This is a genomic window from Streptomyces viridochromogenes, assembly GCF_001270495.1.
Lineage (GTDB): Bacteria > Actinomycetota > Actinomycetes > Streptomycetales > Streptomycetaceae > Streptomyces > Streptomyces viridochromogenes_A.
Genome location: NZ_LGUR01000204.1, coordinates 1 through 19,253 on the forward strand (window position 1 = coordinate 1; position 19,253 = coordinate 19,253).

Consider the following 19,253-nt stretch of genomic DNA (forward strand, 5'->3'; position numbering starts at 1 on the left):
GCCGTATCCGAACCGCCGACCCCGGCGGCCAGCACCTCAACCCCGCCGTCCGTCGGGCGCTGCTCGGCCTGCGCCACCTCGGGCGCCCCGGCCGAGCCGTCCCGGTCCGACTCCCCCGGCAGCCGCTCCCCCACCCCGGGCCCCTGCGACGGCCGTGCCACCGGCGCCTCCGCCAGTGGCACCCGTGGCGCAGTGGGCGTCGGTGTGGAGCCGCCCGTGCCCAGGGCGATGACCATCGCGAGGGCCATGCCCGTGACCGTCGCGCCGGCCGCGACCGCGGCGGGCACCTTCGCCCCGCCTGCCCCGCCGCCGGTCACCGCCTGGCGGGCCGCATGGAGCGCGGTGCCGAGCTGGCCGCTCAGGGCGGCGGTGGCACCGGCGGACCCGGCGGCCAGCGGCAGCAGGAACTTGCCCGCGCCGCCGACGGCGAAGACCAGCAAGGCCGGACCGACGAATGCGGGCAGCCGGTCGTTGGCGCGCATGAGTACCGCGAGCCGGCCACGGCAGTCGTCGCAGGCGTCCACGTGGGCGAGCAGGCGTTCCGCCTGACGGGGCGTCGCGTTGCCGCGAACGTACGCCGGCATACGCACCCAGTGGACCTCGCACGCGGGGTCGTCGGGAGCGCCGGTCTGGGAGCGCAGGAATGCCTGACGCATGCCTTCGCGGGCGCGGTGGAGGAGTACGGCCGTCGCGCCCTGCTTGGCGCCGATGCGCTGCCCGACCGCCTCCAGCGGCTGGCCCTCGGCCTCCGCGAGCCACAGGGCCTGCACCCAGCGCTCGGGCAGTTGGCCCAGTACCCGCACCAACAGGTCGACCGAGGAGACCTGTTCGGCCGGGTCCGCCATGCCCTCGGTGCGGGCGGCGATGTCCGCTCGCTCGGCGGCCTGCGGGTCGTGCGGGGTCTCGCGGGTATCGCCTACGGCCGTCGCCGCGAGGTGCCGCACCGTCGTCATCAGATACGCCGGTACGTTCTCGATCTCATGCCCCGCCGACAGCCGGCGCCACACGCGGAAGTGCGCCTCGGCGACCAGGTCCTCGGCAGCCCAGGAGTTGTTGCGGGTGAGCGAACGCGCGAACGCGACCAGGCGCGGCTGCTGTTCCTCGTAGATACGGGCGTACGAGGCGGTGGTGGAAACGGGAGGTGTCGCCTGGGCGGGCACCTTGGCGGAACCGTCGGACATGGCTGGAACGCTCCAGTTGCCTGCTGGGCTGGTGGGCGCGGACGAGTTTGTCAGCGTAGATGACTAAAATCTCAAGTAAATGGTTCGCGTGATTTAGATCACAAGGCCGTGCGGGCGTTACGCGTAATCAACTGGGCTGCCGCTCGGTCGAGAAGGCGCACAGAGTCCGGGAAGTCCGGCAGTAGAAGTCCGGCAGTAGACACCGATCACGGAGAAGACGGAGAAGACCGCCCATGCGCCTCATCCTTGAGCAGCCCGTTCGCGCCCGCCTCGTCACCCCCGGCTCCCCGGAGCTTCCGATACGCCCCACACTGCGCTACCGCGCCGCCGAACCCTTCGCCGTGCACATCGACTTCCCGGCGCATGTCTCGGCCGACGAGGGCGGGGTCACCTGGACGTTCGCCCGCTCGCTGCTGGAGGAGGGGCTCGACGGGGCGGCCGGGATCGGGGACGTACGCATCCGGCGGTACGGCCGGTCCCGCACGGTCGTGGAGTTCCACGCGCCGCACGGCATGGCCGCGATCCGGTTGGGGACGGCTTCTCTTCGGCGGTTTCTCCAGCGGTCGTACGCCGTCGTCGAGCCGGGGAGGGAGGACCTGGGGCCCGAACTCGACAACGTTCTCATGTCCCTTCTCGACGGAGTCTGAGGCTCGTGCGCGCCAGGTGGCGGATCCGCTTGGTGCGGCCCTGGTCGGCGAGGAGGGTGAGGGCGGGGGTCGGCGTGGCGGGGGCTTCGGCGAGCTTGAGCTGGAGCCAGTTGGACGACCGGGTCAGGGCCTCGGGGTCCCACGGGTGGGTCAGGCACACGGCCCTGAAGAGGGTCCACTCACGGAGGCGGTCGGTCAGGAAGCCGTGACCGGCCGTCGCCGCGGTCATGGACTCGGCCCATTCGGTGTAGGCGGAGGTCGCGTGGATCGCGGCGGCCCTGCGGTCCAGGTGACGGGTCACGGCGGACTCGGCCATCGTCCGGTCCGGGTCGGTGAGGACACGGCGGACCAGGACCGGTTCCTCGGCGGGCGCGGAATGCTCCAGCTGGAGGGTGTAGGCGGCGAAGCGGGCGTGCTCGGGGGGTTCGTCGGCACGCTCGGCCACGTACTCCGTCGCAGGCCCGTCGGCGGGGTCGTCGTCGGCTCGCAGGGGGCGCATCCGGCGATCCTGGCCCATCAAAGCCGTACTCGTCAGGGGGTTTTCGCCGCCGCCCCGGTCCGGCGGAAATGGTTTGTCCCGCGAAACCGGCCCGCCCTACAGTGAGTTCACTTCGAAGAGACGTTCCCCCGGAAAGAAGCCGCAGAGCGGGAGCGTCCCACCTCACAGAGGTGCAGGAGGGGCGGCAGTCCTTGTCGACCCCTCATTCGGAGGCCCCTTCATGAACGTCGGTACGAACGTCGGCACGAACGCCGCTGTAACCGCTATGGACGTGGGTATCGGCCTGCCCATCGGCGACCCGGCCGCCCTCCTCACCTGGGCCCGGCGCGCCGACGCCGGGCCCTTCAGCACGCTCGCTCTGCTCGACCGGCTCGTGTACGACAACCCCGAACCGCTGGTCGCCCTGGCCGTCCTGGCCGGCGCCACCTCACGCGTCCGCGTCCAGACCGAGGTGCTGCTCGCCCCGCTGCGGGACACCGCCCTGCTGGCCAAGCAGGCGGCCACCCTGGACCGGATGACCGGGAGCCGTCTCGTCCTCGGCCTGGGCATCGGCGGCCGGGAGGACGACCACCTCGCCACCGGCACCGACCTGCGCACACGGGGCCGGCGCCTGGACGAGCAGATGGCCACGATGTGCCGCCTGTGGCACGGCGAGTCCCTCGCCGAAGGCGTCGGCCCCATCGGCCCGGTGCCCGCCCGCACCGGCGGCCCGCAGATCCTCTTCGGCGGCTTCAAGCCCGTCGCGCTCGAACGCGTCGCACGCTGGGGTCACGGCTTCCTGGCCGCGGCGGCACCCTCCTGGGCGGGCGGCCTGTTCGACACCGTCCGCGGGTTCTGGAAGGAGCACGGCCGCGACGGCGAACCCCGCCTCGTGGCCCAGGTGAACGTCGCGCTCGGCCCACCGGCCGTGCTCGACGACGCCCGCGCCCGCATGCACGCCTACTACGCCTTCACCGGCATGGCCGACCGCATGGTCGCCGGCCTGCTCACCACCCCCGCCGAGATCCGCGCCGCGCTCACCGCCTTCGCCGACCTGGGCGCCGACGAGGTCGTGCTCTACTGCTACGGCCTCGACCCGGACCAGGTGGACCGCTTGGCCGACCTGCTGTGAGGCCGTTCCTGTGAGGCCGCTCCTGTGACGGCCCTGTTGCCGGAACTGTGGGCTCCGCCACAGCCGGGTGCGCCGGGCCCTGTTGGACTCGGCGCACCCGTCGTCGCCCGCCCCTGCCTGGAGGCCGCGTGTTCCTGCTGATCCTGCTGTTCGTCGTGGTCGCGGTGATCGTCGCCGTGGGTCTGTGCGGATACGGCGGCCGCACGCTGGCCGACCACGGTCTGCGGCGCGCGAGCGCTCCCGCCGTACTGCGCGGCCTCGCCGCCCTGGCCGGTGCGGGCGCGTGCGCCCTGTACGCGTGGGGCCTGCTCACCGTATGCGGCGCCGTCATGACGGCGGAGGACGGCGGCACCGACTCGTCACCGCCCCGGTCCTGCCGTACCGCGGGCTGGTCGGAACGGCACCAGCGGGGCATCGAGATCGTCGACTACGAGGTCACGTACCTCCCGCTCGGGTTCGTCTGTGAGACGAGCGACGGCGGGAGTTACGACAACGGTGACGTGCCGGGGTACGTCAACCCGGCCGTCTTCGGGCTCGCCCTCGCCGCAGCCGGGGGCGGGATCGGCTCGGCGTACATGACGGAGTTGCGGGCCCGGGCCGAGTTCCGCAGGCAGCAGGCCGGTTAGCCTCGGTTGTCCAGGCCCGGCTGAGGCGGCCGGCCGCGGTGTTCGGAGGCAGACGATGGCGAAGGTTCCCAGCGCGGTGGTCGCCGCCGGCGGGCTCGTCAGTGGGTACGGCGTGGCCCGCTGGACCAGGAAGCGGCAGCTCGGCGGGGCCGTACTGGCCGTCGCGGGGGCCACGGCCGCCCAGCAGTGGCGGCAGCAGGCGGGTGGAAAGGCCGCGGGGGCGCTGACCGCCGCGTATGTCGCCGCCTTCGCCGGTTCGCATCCGCTGGCCAAGAAGGTAGGCGCCTGGCCCGCCGTGTTCGGGGTGGCGGGGGCGATGGCCCTGGCGTCCTGGGTGGTGGCGGACCGGCGGGGCTGACACTCTCCGCAGATGCCGCAGATGCCACAGGCGCCGTAGCTGACATGAGTGCCGTAGGCACGGGATCGCGCTACGCCCGGTGGCTCAGCACATTCACCACCCGCCCGCCCGGATCCCGGACGAAGAACCGCCGTACGCCCCACTCCTCGTCCCTGATCTCCCGTACGACCTCCGCGCCCGACGCCACCACCTGGGCGTACACGGCGTCGACGTCCTCGACCTCCACGCTGAGGTCGGGGACGACGGGACCGGTGCGTTCCTCGGTGAAGAAGCTGATCTGGGCGGTGGGGTTGGCGGGGGAAGCCATGGTCATCACCCAGCCCCCGGGGGTCTGGGGGTGTCCCCCAGAAAACAGGGTCATCGCCTCCTCGAAGCCGAGCAGGCCGTAGAAGTCCCGGCTCTTCGTCATCGCTTCCTCGGATCCGACGTGGACATTGGGGACGATCCTGCGGATGGTCATCGGTGGTGCTCCCTGATCGGCGGTGCTCCGTGCCGGGTGTCCGGAGTTTTTTGTTATCCCCGCAGTCTGGCTCCGTCTCCTCACCGTCCCCAGCCCCAGGCACGCGAGGAATGAGCCACGTGACACGACAGATCAGCCGCCGGAGCATGCTCAAGGCCACGGGCGCGACCGTCGGAGCCGTCGGAATCGGCGTCGGTACGACCGCTCTCGCGACCCCGGCAGCCGCGGCCGGCGCCTCGTTCGCGCACCCCGGCCTGCTGCACACCCGTGCCGACCTGGACCGCATGGCCGCCAAGGTGAAGGCGGGCGCGGAGCCCTACACGGCCGGGTTCGCCAAGCTCGCCGCCAACCCCCACGCGCAGAGCAGCTGGCGGCCCCGCCCCACCGCCACCGTCTACCGGGGCGGCGGCAGCCCGCAGAACTACGCGGCGCTCTACAAGGACATCCACGCCGCCTACCAGAACGCCCTGCGCTGGCACATCACCGGCGAGAGCGCGCACGCGGACACGGCCGTCGCCATCCTCAACGCCTGGTCGGGGACGCTGACCAGCCTGCAGGGCAGCGCCGACCGGTTCCTGGCGGCCGGGCTGTACGGCTACCAGTTCGCCAACGCTGCCGAACTCGTCCGCGACCGCGCCGACTTCGAGGCGGAGCGGTTCCGGAAGATGCTGCTGGACGTCTTCTGCCCGCTGAGCGAGAGCTTCCTCGCCGACCACAACAACGCGGTCGTCACCAACTACTGGACCAACTGGGACCTCACCGCCATGTGCTGCGTCCTGGCCACCGGCATCCACTGCGACGACCGGTCCAAGGTCGACCGTGCCGTCGAGTACTTCAAGCACGGAGAGGGCCTCGGCTCCATCAGGCACGCCATCCCCGTCGTGCACGACGACGGACTCGCCGAGTGGCTGGAGGCGGGCCGCGACCAGGGGCACGCGCTGCTCGGCGTCGGTCTGATGGGCACCTTCTGCGAGATGGCCTGGAACCAGGGCATCGACCTGTACGGCTACGACGACAACCGCTTCCTCAAGGGCGCCCAGTACGTCGCCAAGTGGGCCCTGGGCGGGGATGTGCCGTTCACCGCGAACACCCGCAAGAAGGGGGCGCTCAACGGCTGGTCGGGGTCGGAGAGCGTCACCGAGGCCGCGCCCGTGAACCCGGGGATGACCCGCCCGATCTGGGCGATGATCGCCAACCACTACACCAAGCGCCGCGGCCTGTCGGCGTCGTACCTCACGCGGGTCGCCGCGAGGTCCGCCCCGGAGGGCGGCGGTGGGAACTACGGCCCCGACAGCGGCGGTTACGACCAACTGGGCTTCGGGACACTGGCGTTCACCCGGGACAAGGCCACCGGGGCGGGGGCGGGCACGGGCGGTTCGCCGAGCCCGGCGGCTTCGGCGTCGGGCTCCGCCGCGGGCACGGCCGGTGCGGGGTCGGAAGCCCGGCCGCAGGGCGGGGCCGCGGCATCACCCTCGGCGTCCGCGTCCGCCGCCGCGAGTGGTGACCTCGCCGCCACCGGCTCGGACGACGTCCTCGGCTGGACCGCCGCCACCGGTGTCACCGCCCTCGCCGGCGGCCTGCTCCTGCTGCGGCGCCGGGGCCGGGTCCAGCGCGAGTCCGCCGAGTAGGGCACGTCACGATCTCCGGTCCCGGCTCCCACCACGAGGGGCGCCGGGGCCGGTCCTTCACCCTCCTGTGGCCCCGGTCGCCCGGGTCGCCCCCGCAGGCCCCGCCGCCCCCGCCGCCCCCACCCGCGACGGCTTCGCCACCGCCGTGAGCGGCCGTGCGATGTCCTCCAGCGACCGGCGTTCCGCGCGCACCGCGAGGAACGCCGCGGCCAGGCCCGCCAGGCACATCGGGGTCGCGCCGATCCGGAAGGCGAGAACCGTGTCGCCGACCTTGCCCGTCTCGGTGAGGTCGGCGAAGAGCAGGAGGCCGCTGATACCGCCGGCCGCGGTGCCGAGGGCGCAGAAGAAGGCGATGGACATCGCGCGGGTCTCCATCGGGTGCCCTGGGGAGGCCGGTTCTACGCCCCCAGCGCCCGCGACACCGTGTAGATCACCAGTCCGGCGAGCGAGCCCACGACCGTGCCGTTGATCCGGATGAACTGCAGGTCGCGTCCGATGTGCGCCTCGATCTTCTTCGTGGTGTGCTCGGCGTCCCAGCCGGCCACGGTGTCCGTGATCAGGGACGTGATCTCCTTGCGGTAGGTGGTGACGACGTACACCGCCGCGCCCTCCACCCAACTGTCGACCTTGGCCTGGAGCCGCGGCTCGACGGCCATCCGCGCACCCAGCGACAGCAGCGAGGCCCGCACGCGCAGGCGCAGTTCGCTGCGCTCGTCCTCGGCCGCCGAGACGATCATCGAGCGTACGGCGGTCCACGCGGACGCGATCAGGTCCTGGACCTCGCCGCGCCCCAGCACCTCGCCCTTGAGCCGCTCGACACGCGCACGGGTGTCCGTGTCGGACTGGAGGTCGGAGGCGAAGTCGGTGAGGAAGCGGTCGAGGGCGCCGCGGGCCGGGTGGGAGGGCATGTCGCGCATCTCGGTGACGAAGCGGAGCAGCTCCTTGTAGACGCGCTCGCCGACCCTCTTGTCGACGAACTTCGGGGTCCAGCCGGGGGCGCCGCCCTGGACCGCGTGCATGATCTCCTCGTCGTGCAGGATCAACCAGTGCTGGGCCCGCGCGACGATCAGGTCGACGGCCCGCTTGTGGCCGCCGTCCGCGACGATCTTCTCCAGCAGCTTCCCTATGCCGGGCGCGATCTCCTGGGCGTCGGCGCGCCGGGTGATCGCCTCTCCCACGACGGCCTGGACGTCCGAGTCGCGCATGACCGTCAGGGCGCCTCGCAGGGCCGCCGACAGCTCGGCCGTCACCCGGTCGGCGTGCTCGGGGTCGGCCAGCCAGGCGCCCAGGCGGCTGCCGATGCCGACAGCGCGCAGGCGTTGCCGTACGACGTCCTCGGAGAGGAAGTTCTCGCCGACGAACTCGCCCAGGGAGACGCCCAGCTGGTCCTTCTTGTTGGGGATGATCGCGGTGTGCGGGATGGGCAGGCCGAGGGGGTGGCGGAACAGGGCCGTGACCGCGAACCAGTCGGCGAGCGCGCCGACCATGCCGGCCTCGGCGGCCGCGGCGACATAGTTCGCCCATGCGCCGGCGCCCTGGTGCGAGGCCACCTTGGCGAGGACGTACACCAGCGCCACGAGGAGCAGCAGGCCGGTCGCGGTGATCTTCATCCGCCGTACGCCGCGCTGCTTCTCCTCGTCGGCGGCGGTGAACGTGCTCATCGCACGTACGGCCGATGCGGGGACGCGCCGGTTATCGGCGGCGTCCGACCGGGCATGCATCTCTACGCCAGCCGTTCCCGTTTCATCCGGATTCGCACGTTCCATTCCACTCCACCCGTCCGTGATCCCCCGCACACATTGTCCCTTCCTGACCGACTCCTGGAACGAATCAAGAGTTCCCGGCGTCTGTTCGGTGGGGGGAGGTCAATGGCGAAGTCCGGATGAACTCCGGCGGCCCAATGGGGGGTCTGTGCAACTCCTCTCTGCCTTATGACGCATCATGAGGTGATCACATCGGAGCCTCGGGCTCCCATCCGCCCGAGGAGACACGCACCGCATGACCAAGCATTACGGTTATGCCCTGCTTTCGGGGGTTATCGCCCTGATCGTGGCGGTTTCGACCGCCATATACGTCGGAGTCGCCTCCGACACCGGCAGTGCCACGGAAAGGAGCGCCCCCGCCAGGGAAGGCGCCCCACGCAACCCCGCCGCGCCCGCCTCCACCGGCATCTGGGTCGGCGCCTGGTCCGCCTCGCCGGTCGGCGCCGAGCCCGGCACCGAGGTCGAGGGCCTGGCGGGCCGTTCGGTGCGCAACGTCGTGCACACGAGCGTCGGCGGCACCAGCGTCCGGATCACGCTGTCCAACCTCTACGGCCAGTCCGCGCTCACCCTCACGCACGCGTCGATCGCCGTCGCCGCCGGCACCGGGACCGCGGCGGCGATCGCGGACACCATGCGGCGGCTGACCTTCGGCGGCAACGCCACGATCGTCATCCCGCCCGGGCAGCAGGTGCTGAGCGACGCCGTGCGCCTCGCGATCCCCGCGGACACCGACATCCTGGTCACCACGTTCTCCCCCACCCCGTCCGGCCCGGTGACCTTCCACCCGCACGCGCGCCAGACCAGCTACGTCGCCGAGGGCGACCTCACCGAGGACGCGACCGGCGTGGCGTACACGGGGAAGGTCGGGTCCTGGCGCTACCTGACCGCGCTGGACGTCCTCAGCAACGAGTCCGACGGTACGGTCGTGGTCTTCGGCGACTCCCTGACCGACGGCATCACGTCCACCGAGAACGCCAACCGCCGCTGGACGGACGTCCTCTCGCGCCGGCTGCGCGCGGCGGTCGCGGCCGGCCAGGACGTGCCGCGCTACAGCGTCGTGAACCAGGGCATCAGCGGCAACCAGATCCTCGCCAGCGGCCGCGGCCGCCCCGCGGACAACCAGGCCGGCGTCGGCCGCTTCCACCGCGACGTCCTCTCCCGTACGAACGTCAAGGTCGTCGTCATCGACCTCGGCGTCAACGACATCCTGCGCAATCCGAAACTCGCCGACCCGGACCGCATCCTCAACGGCCTGCGCGCCCTGGTCCGCCAGGCCCACGCCCGCGGCCTCAAGGTCATCGGCGCGACCCTGATGCCCTTCCAGGGCCACCGCGGCTACACCGACGCCCGCGAGAACGTGCGCCAGCAGATCAACGCCCAGATCCGCGCCGGCAAGGTCTTCGACGCGGTCGTCGACTTCGACGAGGCCCTGCGGGACCCGTACAACCCCCGCAAGTTCCGACCCGACTACGACTCGGGCGACCACCTCCACCCGAGTGACAGGGGCTACGAACGGATGGGCGAAAGCTTCAACCTCCAGGACCTGAAGGGGGCGGCCCCGGCGAAGCTGTAGCTGCAAGGCAAGCCCTCGGCCGGGCGAGCGCAGCGGCGGGCCGGGGGCGGCTCAGTCCTCGTCCCGCTCCCGGGCCGCGCGCCTGCCGTGCGGGTCGTGCGGGTCGTGCGTATGCCGCCACGCGTTCCGATGCTCCTCCAGCATCTCGCGGTGCGTCTCGTACTGCCCGTCCCGGATCGACTCCCGCAGTTCCCGCCGCTGTTCCCGGCGCGCCAGCTTCTCCCGCCGGCGCTCCTCGCGAAGCTCCAGGCGCTGTTCCCGCGTGCGCTTGCGCTCGACGCCGACGCCGCCCCAGAAGGCGAACCCGGTCACGATCACCCGGGGCGCGCCGGGATCCCCCGCGACCCCTTCCTCACGGTGGTCGAAACTGCCCATGATCCCGATCCCGCGCACCACGACCTCGACGCCGGGCGGGACCACGATCTGCACCCCGCCCATGATCGCGACGCAGTTGATCACGATCTCCCGGTCCGCGAAGTCGGCCTCCCGCAGATCGATCGTCCCGCCGCCCCAGAAGGCGACGCAGTCGAACCGCTTCGGCGCCGTCCACCGCCCCTTGCGCTGGAACTCCGACATCACGGCGACGCCCCACGTCGACGATCCCTCGCCGCCGACGATCCGCTCCGCCCAACTCACGTCCGAGCCACCGGACTTCTTGACCATGTCGACCTTCGGGACGGCCACGGCGCCGACGGGAAGGTCACGGGTCAGCGGTGCCAGTTCCCCGTACGTACGAGCCTTGTACGTGGCGTCCAGGCGTTCCTCGAACTCCTCCATGTCGAGACGGCCCTCAGCGAGGGCGTCCTGGAGGACCTCGGCGACTCGTTCACGATCGGCGTCGGAGGCGCGAAGCTCCGGGGCATCGTCGGTCATACACAGCAGCCTACGAGCTACCCCGCCCCGGGGCTACGAGATCGCCTTCCCGGCCTGCTCCGCCCGATCCGCCTTCTCGGCCTGCTCCGCGTACATCTTCGCGATCACGGCCTCGATGTCCGGCTCCCGCACCGACAGGTCCACCAGCGGATACTCCGCCGCGATCCGCGCCACCAGCACCGCGGCCGACTCGGCCGCCGGGAACGCCAGCCACTGCCGCGGCCCCTCCACCCTCACCACGCGCGCGGGCGCCGCCTCGATCGGCGGGAGCTCGCGCTCCAGGTCCACGACCAGGGTGCGCTCGCTCTCCCCCACCTCGTGCAGGCCGGCGAGCGGACCGTCGTACATCAGCCGCCCGTGGTCGATGACCATCACCCGTGAGCACAGCTGCTCGATGTCCTGGAGGTCGTGCGTGGTCAGCAGGACCGTCGTGCCGCGCTCGGTGTTCAACTCCCGCAGGAAGTCCCGGACTTTCGCCTTCGAGATGACGTCGAGCCCGATCGTCGGCTCGTCCAGGTACAGCACCTCGGGGTCGTGCAGCAGCGCCGCCGCGATGTCCCCGCGCATCCGCTGCCCGAGCGAGAGCTGACGCACCGGCACGTCCAACAGGGCGGACAGGTCGAGGAGTTCGACCAGGCGGTCGAGGTTGTGGCGGTACCGGGTGTCCGGGATGCGGTACATGCGGCGCATCAGCTTGTACGAGTCGAGCAGCGGCAGGTCCCACCACAGGGTGGTGCGCTGGCCGAAGACCACCCCGATCCGGTGCGCGAGCCGGGTGCGCTCGCGGGACGGGTCGATGCCGGCGACGCGCAGCCGGCCCCCGCTGGGGGTCAGGATGCCGGTCAGCATCTTGATCGTGGTCGACTTGCCCGCGCCGTTCGGCCCGATGTAGCCCACCATCTCGCCGCGCGCCACGCTGAAGGAGATCGAGTCGACGGCCCGTACCCGCCGTCGCTCCCGCTTCAGGAAACCGGTCTTCTTGCGTACGTCGAAGACCTTCTCCACCCCGTCGAGTTCGATGAACGCTTCCGTGTCCTCCGCGCCCTCCATGGCCTCCATGGCCTCCATGGCCTCCTCGTCCTCCATCGTCTGCCCTAACTTCCCGTACTCCGATACGACCGCAGCCCGGCCCGCCACGCCAGACCGGCCAGCGCGCAGCACGCCACCGCCACCAGCGGCGACGCGAAGGACGTCCACCGGGGCAGGTCGAGGGGATACGGCCGCTCCAGCACATAGGCGGCCGGCACCCAGTTGACGAAGGCGAGCGGCAGCATGAACGTCACCCCGCGCACGAAGTCCTTCCCGAACACGGTCGGCGGGTACTGCAACAGCGTGGTGCCGCCGTACGTGAACGCGTTCTGCACCTCGGCGGCGTCCTGCGCCAGGAACTGGAAGGCCGCGCCGGCCACGAACAGTGCGCAGAAGATCACCCCGCCGCTGACCAGCATCACCGGCAGCAGCAGCACCTTCGCCGTGGTCCAGTCGACGTCGACGGTCAGCAGGCCCCAGCCCAGCACCAGCACACCCTGGGTGATCCGGCCCAGGCGGCGCAGCGCGAAGTGGTCCGCGGCGACCTGGGCGAGCACTGGGGCGGGCCGCACCAGCAGTATGTCGAAGGAGCCGTCGCGCATCCGGCGGCCCAGGACGTCCATCGAGCCGAACGTCAGGTCGGCGAGCCCGAACGCCGTCGCCGACAGCCCGTAAAGGAAGGCGACCTCGGGCAGCGACCAGCCGCCCAGCGAGTCGACCTGCGAGAACATCAGCAGGATCGCCACGAAGTCCAGGCCGGTCACCAGCAGGTTGCCGAAGACCGTGACGACGAAGGAGGCGCGATAGGTCATGGACGAGCGGATCCACATCCCGGCGATCAGCCGGTAGGCCCGCAGCGCCTCACCCGCCCTGGACCCCCCGAAGGGCTCGGCCACCCTGCTCTCGGATGGATCAGCCACCCTGCACCACCACCCGTCGCGTCGCCGCCGACTGCACCAGCCGCCCGGCCGCCAGCAGCACCACCGCCCACGCCGCCTGGAAGGCGTACGCCCGCAGCGGGTCGGTCTCCCCCATCAGCACGTCCGCCGGCATCTGGAGCTGCGCCGCCCACGGCAGCACGCGCACGATCTCGCCGAGGGCCCCCGGGAAGGCGTTCAGGGGCAGCACCATGCCGGAGAAGAAGATCCCCGTGATCATCAGGGCCTGGTTGACGCCCATGGCGTCCATGAGCCAGAACACGCTCAGGGCCGCCAGATAGCGGATCGCGAAGCTGACGACGGTCGCGAGCAGGAGCGTGACCACGAAGGCCGCCCAAGGGGTGACGTCCGTCGGCAGCGCCATCGGGAAGAAGACCGCGCCGAACACGAACGGGATCACGCCCCGGCCCAGCATCTGGAACAGCGCCCGCCCCACGTCGCCCGCCAGCCACCACAGTTGGAGGTCGGCCGGCCGGTACAGGTCGACGGCGATATCACCGGTGCGGATACGCTCCATCAGGTCCTTCTCCGCACCGCCGCCCTGGATGGCCAGCGTCGCGTAGAGGCACTGCCCGAGCCACACATAGGTGACGGCCTGCGCCTGGTCGTAGCCGCCGAGATGCGGCTTCTCGTCCCACAGCGCCAGATACGTGTAGACGAGGATCACGCCGAAGACGGTGTTGGTGAAGATCCCGGCCGCCGTCGCCGCCCGATAGGTCGCGTATCTTCTGAATCCGCCCACCGCGACGGCTAAGTACAACCGCCCCGAGCCCACATCCACAGCCCTCCTCGCCCGCAGCACGACACCGGAGCGCAGGAGCCTAGTGCGCACGAGGCACGGCCTGCCAGCCGGTTTCCAGGACCGAACGGCACGAGAGTCTGCTCACTTTCCGCAGACACGCTCCGGTTTCCGGGAACGGAACGCCCGGTGCGAGAGTCTTCAGCAATGGGGGCGCAGTAGGCGTACGAGGCGTACGGGAACGTACGACGCGAAACAGGAGTCCGTGCACGAGATGAGCGACGAGCCGCAGCCGCAGCCGCAGGCGCAGCAGCCGAACGAGAAGCCCAAGCGGCCGAAGAGGACGGGCTGGCGGCGGATCATCCCGACCTGGCGGATGGTGCTGGGCACCTTCGTCATCGGCGTCCTGCTGCTCGCCGGCCTGTTCTTCCTCGGCTACTCCATGGTCAAGATCCCGCCGGCCAACGCCCTCGCCACCAAGCAGGCCAACGTCTATCTCTACGCGGACGGCTCCGTGATCGCCCGCGACGGCGAGGTCAACCGGGAGAACGTGACCCTCGCGCAGATGTCCAAGGACGCCCAGCACGCGATCCTGGCCGCCGAGGACCGCGACTTCTACACCGAGTCCGCCATCGACCCCAAGGCGATGCTGCGCGCCGGCTGGAACACGGTCACCGGCAAGGGCAAGCAGTCCGGTTCCACGATCACCCAGCAGTACGTGAAGAACTACTACCTGCGTCAGGAGCAGACCGTCACCCGCAAGGTGAAGGAGTTCTTCATCTCGATCAAGCTGGACCGCGAGAAGAGCAAGGACGAGATCCTGGAGGGCTACCTCAACACCAGCTTCTTCGGCCGTAACGCCTACGGCATCCAGGCCGCCGCCCAGGCCTACTACGGCATCGACGCCAAGGACCTCGACCCGGCCCGCGCCGCCTATCTGGCCGCGCTGGTCAACGCGCCCAGCGAGTACGACGTCGTCGCGCACCCGGAGAACAAGGGCGCGGCGGTGGCCCGTTGGAACTACGTGCTGGACGGCATGGTCACCAAGGGCTGGCTCAGCCAGTCCGAGCGGACCGGGCTGAAGTTCCCGATGCCGAAGGAGTCCGCGACGTCCACGGGGCTGTCCGGGCAGCGCGGCTACATCGTCCGGATCGTGCAGGACTACCTCATCCAGAACAAGATCGTCGACAAGGACTCGCTCGCGCTCGGCGGCTACCGCATCACCACGACCCTCCAGAAGGACAAGCAGAACGCCTTCGTCGACGCGGTCAACGACCAGCTGATGTCCAAGCTGGACAAGAAGAACAACAAGGTCGACAACTACGTCCGCGCGGGCGGCGCCTCCGTCGACCCGAAGACCGGCAAGGTCGTCGCGATGTACAACGGCATCGACTACGTGAAGCAGTACACCCCGAACGCCACCCGCCGGGACTTCCAGGTCGGCTCCACCTTCAAGCCGTTCGTGTTCACCTCGGCCGTGGAGAACGGCTCGACCACGCAGGACGGCCGCCAGATCACCCCGAACACGATCTACGACGGCACCAACAAGCGCCCCGTGCAGGGCTGGACCGGGGGGACCTACGACCCCGAGAACGAGGACCAGCACTCCTACGGCGACATCACCGTCCGCTCGGCCACCAACAGCTCCGTCAACGCGGTGTACGCGCAGATGGCCGTCGACGTGGGCCCGGAGAAGGTGAAGGACACCGCGGTCGAGCTGGGCCTGCCCGAAAGCACCCCGGAGCTGTACCCCTCCCCGTCCATCGCGCTGGGCGTGGCCACCGCGAGCGTCCTCGACATGGCGGAGGCGTACGCGACGCTCGCCAATCACGGCAAGCACGGCACGTACACCATGATCGAGAGGGTCACCAAGGACGGCGCCGACGTCATCGAGCTGCCGAAGCGCAAGACCGCCCAGGTCATCGGCCGCGAGGCCGCCGACACCACGACCTCCGTGCTGCAGAGCGTCGTCGACGACGGCACCGCCACCGCGGCGCTGGCCGCCGGCCGCCCGGCGGCGGGCAAGACCGGTACGGCGGAGGAGGACACCGCCGCCTGGTTCGCCGGCTACACGCCCGACCTCGCCACCGTCGTCTCCGTCATGGGGCAGGACCCGGTCACGGCCAAGCACAAGTCGCTGTACGGCGTGATGGGCCTCGACCGCATCAACGGCGGTGGCGCGCCCACCGACATCTGGGCCCAGTACACGAAGACGGCGCTGAAGGGTAAGCCGGTCAGGGACTTCGACCTGGAGCTCCAGGAGGGCGCCGACCAGCCCCAGTACCCGACGACCGACCCGACCCAGGGCGACCCGGGCACCGGCGGCCAGGACAACGGCGGCACGACCGGGGACACGACCACGGGCGGTCAGGACAGCGAGGGCCAGACCGGCGGCGGTGAGACGCCGGGCCAGACGGACGGCGGCACGACGGGCGACACGACCGGCGGCACCGACACCGGAGGCACCACCGACGGCGGCACGACCGGCGACACGACGACCGGCGGCACCGACACCGGAGGCACCACCGACGGCGGCACCACGGGCGACACCTCCACCGGCGGGGCCGACACCGGCGGCAGTACGGGCGGCGACTCCTCCACCGGCGGCACGGACACCGGCGGCGGAGGGACGACGGGAACGTTGGGCGGGCCGACGGGCACGGTCCGCAGACAGTGAGCGCCGGGCGGCCGGCCCGGTTCAGTGCCCGCTGGTCGCCTTCAGCCCCACGACGGCGACCAGCAGCAGACTGACGAAGAAGATCCGCGCGGCGGTGACCGGCTCCCCCAGCACCACCATGCCGACCACCGCCGCACCGGCCGCACCGATGCCCACCCACACGCCGTAGGCGGTGCCGATGGGCAGGGACCTCGCGGCGTACGACAGCAGGAGCATGCTGGCGACGATGCCGGCGCCGGTGAAGAGGCTGGGGACGAGGCGGGTGAAACCGTCGGTGTACTTCATGCCGACCGACCAGCCGACCTCCAGCAGACCGGCGACGACGAGCAGAACCCAGGCCATGACGAGCACCTTTCGCGAAGACGGAAACCTGGCGGTGCGTCGTCTTTGCCTTCACCCGGTACGGCGCGTCTCGTCGGGTCCTTCAAAACTAGCAAACGAAACGCAGAAGGGGCTGGCGACCAGAGTCACCAGCCCCTCCCAACCGTCGATTCCGAGGTAGAGCTCAGAGGTAGAGGCCGGTCGAGTCCTCGGACCCCTCGAACCGGTCCGCGGCCACGGCATGCAGATCGCGCTCACGCATGAGCACATACGCGACCCCGCGCACCTCGACCTCGGCGCGGTCCTCCGGGTCGTACAGGACCCGGTCGCCGGTCTCCACGGTCCGTACGTTCTGCCCCACCGCGACGACCTCGGCCCAGGCCAGCCGACGGCCGACGGCCGCCGTGGCGGGGATCAGGATGCCGCCACCGGAACGCCGCTCACCCTCGCTCGTGTCCTGCCGCACGAGTACACGGTCGTGCAGCATCCGGATGGGCAGCTTGTCGTGCTGGCTGCTGTGCTCGTTTCTGTTGGCGCTCACGCCTTTGAACCTACCTGCCTTTGCCGCCCGTGTACGCCGCCGGGTCCGCCGTCGCTCAGCCCCTGCGGCGCCGGGTGCCGAGGGCCAGCAGGCCCACGAGACCGACGGCGACGAGGGCGACGGGCACGATCCGCTCCAGGCGGGGTGCGCCCTCCTCGTCGGTGAACTTGGCCCGCACATCGCTCACGGCCCGGTTGACCCCGACGTAGGCCCGTCCGAGCGTGTGGTCGATGTTCGAGACGACCTTGGCCTTGGCGTCGCCGACGATCGTCTTCGGGTGCACGCGCACCCCGATCTCGTCGAGAGTCTCGGCCAGCACTGCGCGACGGGCCTTGATGTCCGCCTCGATCTGCGCCGGGGTTCTGGTGTCCGACGTGTCCGCCACGGTTCGGCCTCCGAAGTGAAGCTGATGCTGTTTCCGGACAGTCTGTCAGCTCCACGCCGGACCGCACTGTCAGGCTCCCCGGTTACGCTGGTTCGATGAGCGAGCGACTCCAGCCGGGGGACGTGGCCCCCGCCTTCACCCTGCCCGACGCCGACGGCAACGACGTGTCCCTGTCGGACCACAAGGGCCGCAAGGTCATCGTGTACTTCTACCCGGCGGCCCTGACGCCGGGCTGCACCAAGCAGGCCTGCGACTTCACGGACAACCTGGAGCTGCTGGCCGGCGCCGGCTACGACGTGATCGGCGTCTCCCCCGACAAGCCGGAGAAGCTCGCCAAGTTCCGCGACCAGGAGTCCCTGAAGGTGACCCTGCTCGCCGACCCGGAGAAGTCCGTCACCGAGGCCTACGGCGCCTACGGCGAGAAGAAGAACTACGGCAAGACGTACATGGGCGTCATCCGGTCCACGATCGTCGTGGACGAGGAGGGCAAGGTCGAGCGGGCCCTGTACAACGTGCGGGCGACCGGACACGTGGCGAAGATCATCAAGGATCTGGGCATCTGACCACCCGGCCCGGCCAGTAGCATGGCCGGGCAAGGTCACGCGGCCGTGGTGGAATTGGCAGTCACGCTGGGTTTAGGTCCCAGTGGGGTAACACCCGTGAGGGTTCGAGTCCCTCCGGCCGCACCACTTTCTGCTTACTGTTTACTGCTTTCTGCTTACTGCGCGAGTAGTTCGCGCACCACGGGCACGAGCGCGCGGAACGCCTTGCCCCGGTGACTGATGGCGTTCTTCTCTTCGGAGCTGAGCTCGGCGCAGGTCCGGGTCTCCCCCTCCGGCTGGAGGATCGGGTCGTAACCGAAGCCGTTGGTGCCGACGGGGGTGTGCCGCAGGACGCCCCGCAACTGCCCCTCCACCACCCGCTCGGTCCCGTCCGGCAACGCCAGCGCCGCCGCGCACGCGAAGTGCGCCCCCCGATGCACGTCGTCGATGTCGCCCAGCTGGGCCAGCAGCAGCTCCAGATTGGCCCGGTCGTCACCGTGCCGGCCGGCCCAGCGGGCCGAGAAGATGCCGGGGGCGCCGTTGAGCACGTCGACGCACAGCCCCGAGTCGTCGGCGACGGCGGGCAGTCCCGTCGCCTGGGCCAGGGCGTGCGCCTTCAGCAGCGCGTTCTCGGCGAAGGTGACGCCGGTTTCCTTGACGTCGGGGATCTCCGGGTAGGCGTCCGCGCCGACGAGGTCGTGATCGAGACCTGCGTCGGCGAGGATCGCGCGGAGCTCGGTGATCTTTCCGGCGTTACGGGTGGCGAGGATGAGGCGGGTCATGGGGACCAGTATCCCGGGACCGTCAGACGTGCCCGATGGGGGCGCCGGAGACGCCCCCCGGGGGGCGCGGGGTTGCATCGATATACGGCTCCCCCGCGTGGGCACGGCCGGCGCAGCTACGGGGTGCAGACCTTGGTCAGCTCACCGGCCGCCTTCGTGACCGGGCTGACGTCGGGGGTCTCGTCACCGTTCTTCACCGCGTCACGGACGTTGGTGACGGCCTGCTGGAGGTCGTCCACCGCCTTGTTGACGTCGGCGTTGTCCGTCTTGTCGCCGATCTTGTCGAGGTTCTTGTCGATGGAGGTCAGCGACTCCTCGAGCTGCGTCGGGTCGTTCGCGGCGCCCTCCACGGCCTGCTGGAGTTCCGTGACGCTGTCGGCGATGGCGTCGGCGGTCTGGACGCAGTCCATCGCCTTGCTGACGGCGTCACAGCCGGTGGTCAGCCCGGCCGTCAGCCCTACTGCCGCGATGGCTGCGGCGGCTATGGCGATACGGCTCCGGCGGCGTCGGCTCGTGGCCATGGTTGACGTTCCCTCCCTGCTCCCAGGCCCGCAGGGCCCCCGTTGGTCACTGGCCGGGC

21 protein-coding genes, 1 tRNA gene, 1 pseudogene and 1 riboswitch are annotated in these 19,253 nt (G+C 70.8%); of the genes and pseudogenes, 9 read left to right on the top strand and 14 right to left on the bottom strand.

What is annotated here, in order from left to right:
• The coding region (locus tag ADK36_RS24135; RefSeq protein WP_159391190.1) for a sigma-70 family RNA polymerase sigma factor at positions 1 to 1,181 on the bottom strand (1,181 nt) is incomplete at its 3' end.
• A gap of 233 nt (positions 1,182 to 1,414) precedes the next feature.
• Between ADK36_RS24135 and ADK36_RS24140 the strand changes: the two genes are divergently transcribed.
• Positions 1,415 to 1,828 carry an SsgA family sporulation/cell division regulator gene (locus ADK36_RS24140; protein WP_048583225.1) on the top strand — a complete coding sequence of 138 codons (414 nt, stop codon included), beginning with the start codon at positions 1,415 to 1,417 and terminating at the stop codon, positions 1,826 to 1,828.
• Here the strand turns inward: ADK36_RS24140 and ADK36_RS24145 are convergent.
• Positions 1,803 to 2,327: a hypothetical protein gene (locus ADK36_RS24145; RefSeq protein ID WP_048583226.1), complete on the bottom strand. Its 525-nt coding sequence runs from the start codon at positions 2,325 to 2,327 to the stop codon at positions 1,803 to 1,805. The genes ADK36_RS24140 and ADK36_RS24145 overlap by 26 nt on opposite strands.
• 265 nt (positions 2,328 to 2,592) lie before the next feature.
• On the opposite strand from ADK36_RS24145, the gene ADK36_RS24150 reads away from it, so the two are divergent.
• The 3 genes from ADK36_RS24150 (at position 2,593) to ADK36_RS24160 (ending at position 4,422) form a co-directional block, all read left to right on the top strand.
• Complete coding sequence (locus tag ADK36_RS24150) at positions 2,593 to 3,438, top strand: LLM class flavin-dependent oxidoreductase (RefSeq protein ID WP_048583227.1); 846 nt, start codon at positions 2,593 to 2,595, stop codon at positions 3,436 to 3,438.
• A 128-nt stretch (positions 3,439 to 3,566) separates the two neighbouring features.
• Positions 3,567 to 4,064: a hypothetical protein gene (locus ADK36_RS24155; protein ID WP_053199025.1), complete on the top strand. Its 498-nt coding sequence runs from the start codon at positions 3,567 to 3,569 to the stop codon at positions 4,062 to 4,064.
• A 55-nt stretch (positions 4,065 to 4,119) separates the two neighbouring features.
• Positions 4,120 to 4,422, top strand: coding sequence for a hypothetical protein (locus tag ADK36_RS24160; RefSeq protein WP_048583229.1), 303 nt, complete (start codon positions 4,120 to 4,122; stop codon positions 4,420 to 4,422).
• 70 nt (positions 4,423 to 4,492) lie between these two features.
• Here the strand turns inward: ADK36_RS24160 and ADK36_RS24165 are convergent, their stop codons facing one another.
• Positions 4,493 to 4,882: a VOC family protein gene (locus tag ADK36_RS24165; protein WP_048583230.1), complete on the bottom strand. Its 390-nt coding sequence runs from the start codon at positions 4,880 to 4,882 to the stop codon at positions 4,493 to 4,495.
• A 110-nt stretch (positions 4,883 to 4,992) separates the two neighbouring features.
• Between ADK36_RS24165 and ADK36_RS24170 the strand changes: the two genes are divergently transcribed.
• On the top strand, positions 4,993 to 6,510 hold the full coding sequence (locus ADK36_RS24170; protein ID WP_234329860.1) for an alginate lyase family protein: 1,518 nt from the start codon (positions 4,993 to 4,995) through the stop codon (positions 6,508 to 6,510).
• A 57-nt stretch (positions 6,511 to 6,567) separates the two neighbouring features.
• Here the strand turns inward: ADK36_RS24170 and ADK36_RS24175 are convergent.
• Both ADK36_RS24175 and ADK36_RS24180 read right to left on the bottom strand, forming a co-directional pair.
• A pseudogene (locus ADK36_RS24175) lies at positions 6,568 to 6,888 on the bottom strand (MFS transporter); the annotation flags it as partial.
• A 20-nt stretch (positions 6,889 to 6,908) separates the two neighbouring features.
• A complete protein-coding gene (locus ADK36_RS24180) occupies positions 6,909 to 8,231 on the bottom strand; it encodes a DUF445 domain-containing protein (protein ID WP_078916378.1) in 1,323 nt (440 codons plus the stop codon).
• Positions 8,232 to 8,508: 277 nt separating this feature from the next.
• Between ADK36_RS24180 and ADK36_RS24185 the strand changes: the two genes are divergently transcribed.
• Positions 8,509 to 9,846 (top strand): SGNH/GDSL hydrolase family protein, encoded by a 1,338-nt coding sequence (locus ADK36_RS24185; RefSeq protein WP_048583233.1) that lies wholly within the window; start codon positions 8,509 to 8,511, stop codon positions 9,844 to 9,846.
• A 51-nt stretch (positions 9,847 to 9,897) separates the two neighbouring features.
• Here ADK36_RS24185 and ADK36_RS24190 read toward each other — a convergent pair whose 3' ends face one another.
• From ADK36_RS24190 to ADK36_RS24205, 4 genes are all read right to left on the bottom strand, one after another.
• On the bottom strand, positions 9,898 to 10,719 hold the full coding sequence (locus tag ADK36_RS24190) for a DUF1707 SHOCT-like domain-containing protein (RefSeq protein WP_048583234.1): 822 nt from the start codon (positions 10,717 to 10,719) through the stop codon (positions 9,898 to 9,900).
• 33 nt (positions 10,720 to 10,752) lie between these two features.
• Complete coding sequence (locus tag ADK36_RS24195) at positions 10,753 to 11,778, bottom strand: ABC transporter ATP-binding protein (RefSeq protein ID WP_078942600.1); 1,026 nt, start codon at positions 11,776 to 11,778, stop codon at positions 10,753 to 10,755.
• A 35-nt stretch (positions 11,779 to 11,813) separates the two neighbouring features.
• Positions 11,814 to 12,578: an ABC transporter permease gene (locus tag ADK36_RS24200; protein WP_107083784.1), complete on the bottom strand. Its 765-nt coding sequence runs from the start codon at positions 12,576 to 12,578 to the stop codon at positions 11,814 to 11,816.
• Between the two features lie 82 nt (positions 12,579 to 12,660).
• Entirely contained in the window at positions 12,661 to 13,461 is an 801-nt protein-coding gene (locus ADK36_RS24205; protein WP_048583236.1) for an ABC transporter permease, read from the bottom strand.
• Between the two features lie 238 nt (positions 13,462 to 13,699).
• Between ADK36_RS24205 and ADK36_RS24210 the strand changes: the two genes are divergently transcribed.
• Positions 13,700 to 16,102: a transglycosylase domain-containing protein gene (locus ADK36_RS24210; RefSeq protein WP_048583237.1), complete on the top strand. Its 2,403-nt coding sequence runs from the start codon at positions 13,700 to 13,702 to the stop codon at positions 16,100 to 16,102.
• Between the two features lie 21 nt (positions 16,103 to 16,123).
• On the opposite strand, the gene ADK36_RS24215 is transcribed toward ADK36_RS24210, so the two are convergent.
• From ADK36_RS24215 to ADK36_RS24225, 3 genes are all read right to left on the bottom strand, one after another.
• On the bottom strand, positions 16,124 to 16,444 hold the full coding sequence (locus ADK36_RS24215) for a DMT family transporter (protein ID WP_048583238.1): 321 nt from the start codon (positions 16,442 to 16,444) through the stop codon (positions 16,124 to 16,126).
• 33 nt (positions 16,445 to 16,477) lie between these two features.
• Positions 16,478 to 16,537: riboswitch (guanidine-III (ykkC-III) riboswitch) on the bottom strand.
• A gap of 70 nt (positions 16,538 to 16,607) precedes the next feature.
• On the bottom strand, positions 16,608 to 16,964 hold the full coding sequence (locus ADK36_RS24220) for a GroES family chaperonin (protein WP_048583239.1): 357 nt from the start codon (positions 16,962 to 16,964) through the stop codon (positions 16,608 to 16,610).
• A gap of 55 nt (positions 16,965 to 17,019) precedes the next feature.
• Positions 17,020 to 17,349, bottom strand: coding sequence for a DUF3618 domain-containing protein (locus ADK36_RS24225; protein ID WP_030051088.1), 330 nt, complete (start codon positions 17,347 to 17,349; stop codon positions 17,020 to 17,022).
• Between the two features lie 95 nt (positions 17,350 to 17,444).
• Here ADK36_RS24225 and bcp point away from each other — a divergent pair, with 95 nt between their 5' ends.
• Both bcp and ADK36_RS24235 read left to right on the top strand, forming a co-directional pair.
• Positions 17,445 to 17,912 (top strand): thioredoxin-dependent thiol peroxidase, encoded by a 468-nt coding sequence (bcp, locus tag ADK36_RS24230; protein WP_048583240.1) that lies wholly within the window; start codon positions 17,445 to 17,447, stop codon positions 17,910 to 17,912.
• A gap of 39 nt (positions 17,913 to 17,951) precedes the next feature.
• Positions 17,952 to 18,038: transfer RNA gene (locus tag ADK36_RS24235), tRNA-Leu, on the top strand.
• A 29-nt stretch (positions 18,039 to 18,067) separates the two neighbouring features.
• On the opposite strand, the gene rdgB is transcribed toward ADK36_RS24235, so the two are convergent.
• Positions 18,068 to 18,673 (bottom strand): RdgB/HAM1 family non-canonical purine NTP pyrophosphatase, encoded by a 606-nt coding sequence (gene rdgB, locus ADK36_RS24240; protein WP_048583241.1) that lies wholly within the window; start codon positions 18,671 to 18,673, stop codon positions 18,068 to 18,070.
• Between the two features lie 116 nt (positions 18,674 to 18,789).
• Positions 18,790 to 19,194, bottom strand: coding sequence for a hypothetical protein (locus tag ADK36_RS24245; protein ID WP_048583242.1), 405 nt, complete (start codon positions 19,192 to 19,194; stop codon positions 18,790 to 18,792).
• Positions 19,195 to 19,253: the final 59 nt, after the last annotated feature.

What these genes read in the sequence shown, in the direction of transcription:
- ADK36_RS24140 (WP_048583225.1), top strand. Translation starts at nt 1,415, where the DNA reads ATGCGCCTCATCCTTGAGCAGCCCGTTCGCGCCCGCCTCGTCACCCCC.
- ADK36_RS24145 (WP_048583226.1), bottom strand. Translation starts at nt 2,327, where the DNA reads ATGCGCCCCCTGCGAGCCGACGACGACCCCGCCGACGGGCCTGCGACG.
- ADK36_RS24150 (WP_048583227.1), top strand. Translation starts at nt 2,593, where the DNA reads ATGGACGTGGGTATCGGCCTGCCCATCGGCGACCCGGCCGCCCTCCTC.
- ADK36_RS24160 (WP_048583229.1), top strand. Translation starts at nt 4,120, where the DNA reads ATGGCGAAGGTTCCCAGCGCGGTGGTCGCCGCCGGCGGGCTCGTCAGT.
- ADK36_RS24165 (WP_048583230.1), bottom strand. Translation starts at nt 4,882, where the DNA reads ATGACCATCCGCAGGATCGTCCCCAATGTCCACGTCGGATCCGAGGAA.
- ADK36_RS24170 (WP_234329860.1), top strand. Translation starts at nt 4,993, where the DNA reads ATGAGCCACGTGACACGACAGATCAGCCGCCGGAGCATGCTCAAGGCC.
- ADK36_RS24180 (WP_078916378.1), bottom strand. Translation starts at nt 8,231, where the DNA reads ATGCATGCCCGGTCGGACGCCGCCGATAACCGGCGCGTCCCCGCATCG.
- ADK36_RS24185 (WP_048583233.1), top strand. Translation starts at nt 8,509, where the DNA reads ATGACCAAGCATTACGGTTATGCCCTGCTTTCGGGGGTTATCGCCCTG.
- ADK36_RS24190 (WP_048583234.1), bottom strand. Translation starts at nt 10,719, where the DNA reads ATGACCGACGATGCCCCGGAGCTTCGCGCCTCCGACGCCGATCGTGAA.
- ADK36_RS24195 (WP_078942600.1), bottom strand. Translation starts at nt 11,778, where the DNA reads ATGGAGGCCATGGAGGGCGCGGAGGACACGGAAGCGTTCATCGAACTC.
- ADK36_RS24200 (WP_107083784.1), bottom strand. Translation starts at nt 12,578, where the DNA reads ATGTGGATCCGCTCGTCCATGACCTATCGCGCCTCCTTCGTCGTCACG.
- ADK36_RS24210 (WP_048583237.1), top strand. Translation starts at nt 13,700, where the DNA reads ATGAGCGACGAGCCGCAGCCGCAGCCGCAGGCGCAGCAGCCGAACGAG.
- ADK36_RS24215 (WP_048583238.1), bottom strand. Translation starts at nt 16,444, where the DNA reads ATGGCCTGGGTTCTGCTCGTCGTCGCCGGTCTGCTGGAGGTCGGCTGG.
- bcp (WP_048583240.1), top strand. Translation starts at nt 17,445, where the DNA reads ATGAGCGAGCGACTCCAGCCGGGGGACGTGGCCCCCGCCTTCACCCTG.
- rdgB (WP_048583241.1), bottom strand. Translation starts at nt 18,673, where the DNA reads ATGACCCGCCTCATCCTCGCCACCCGTAACGCCGGAAAGATCACCGAG.
- ADK36_RS24245 (WP_048583242.1), bottom strand. Translation starts at nt 19,194, where the DNA reads ATGGCCACGAGCCGACGCCGCCGGAGCCGTATCGCCATAGCCGCCGCA.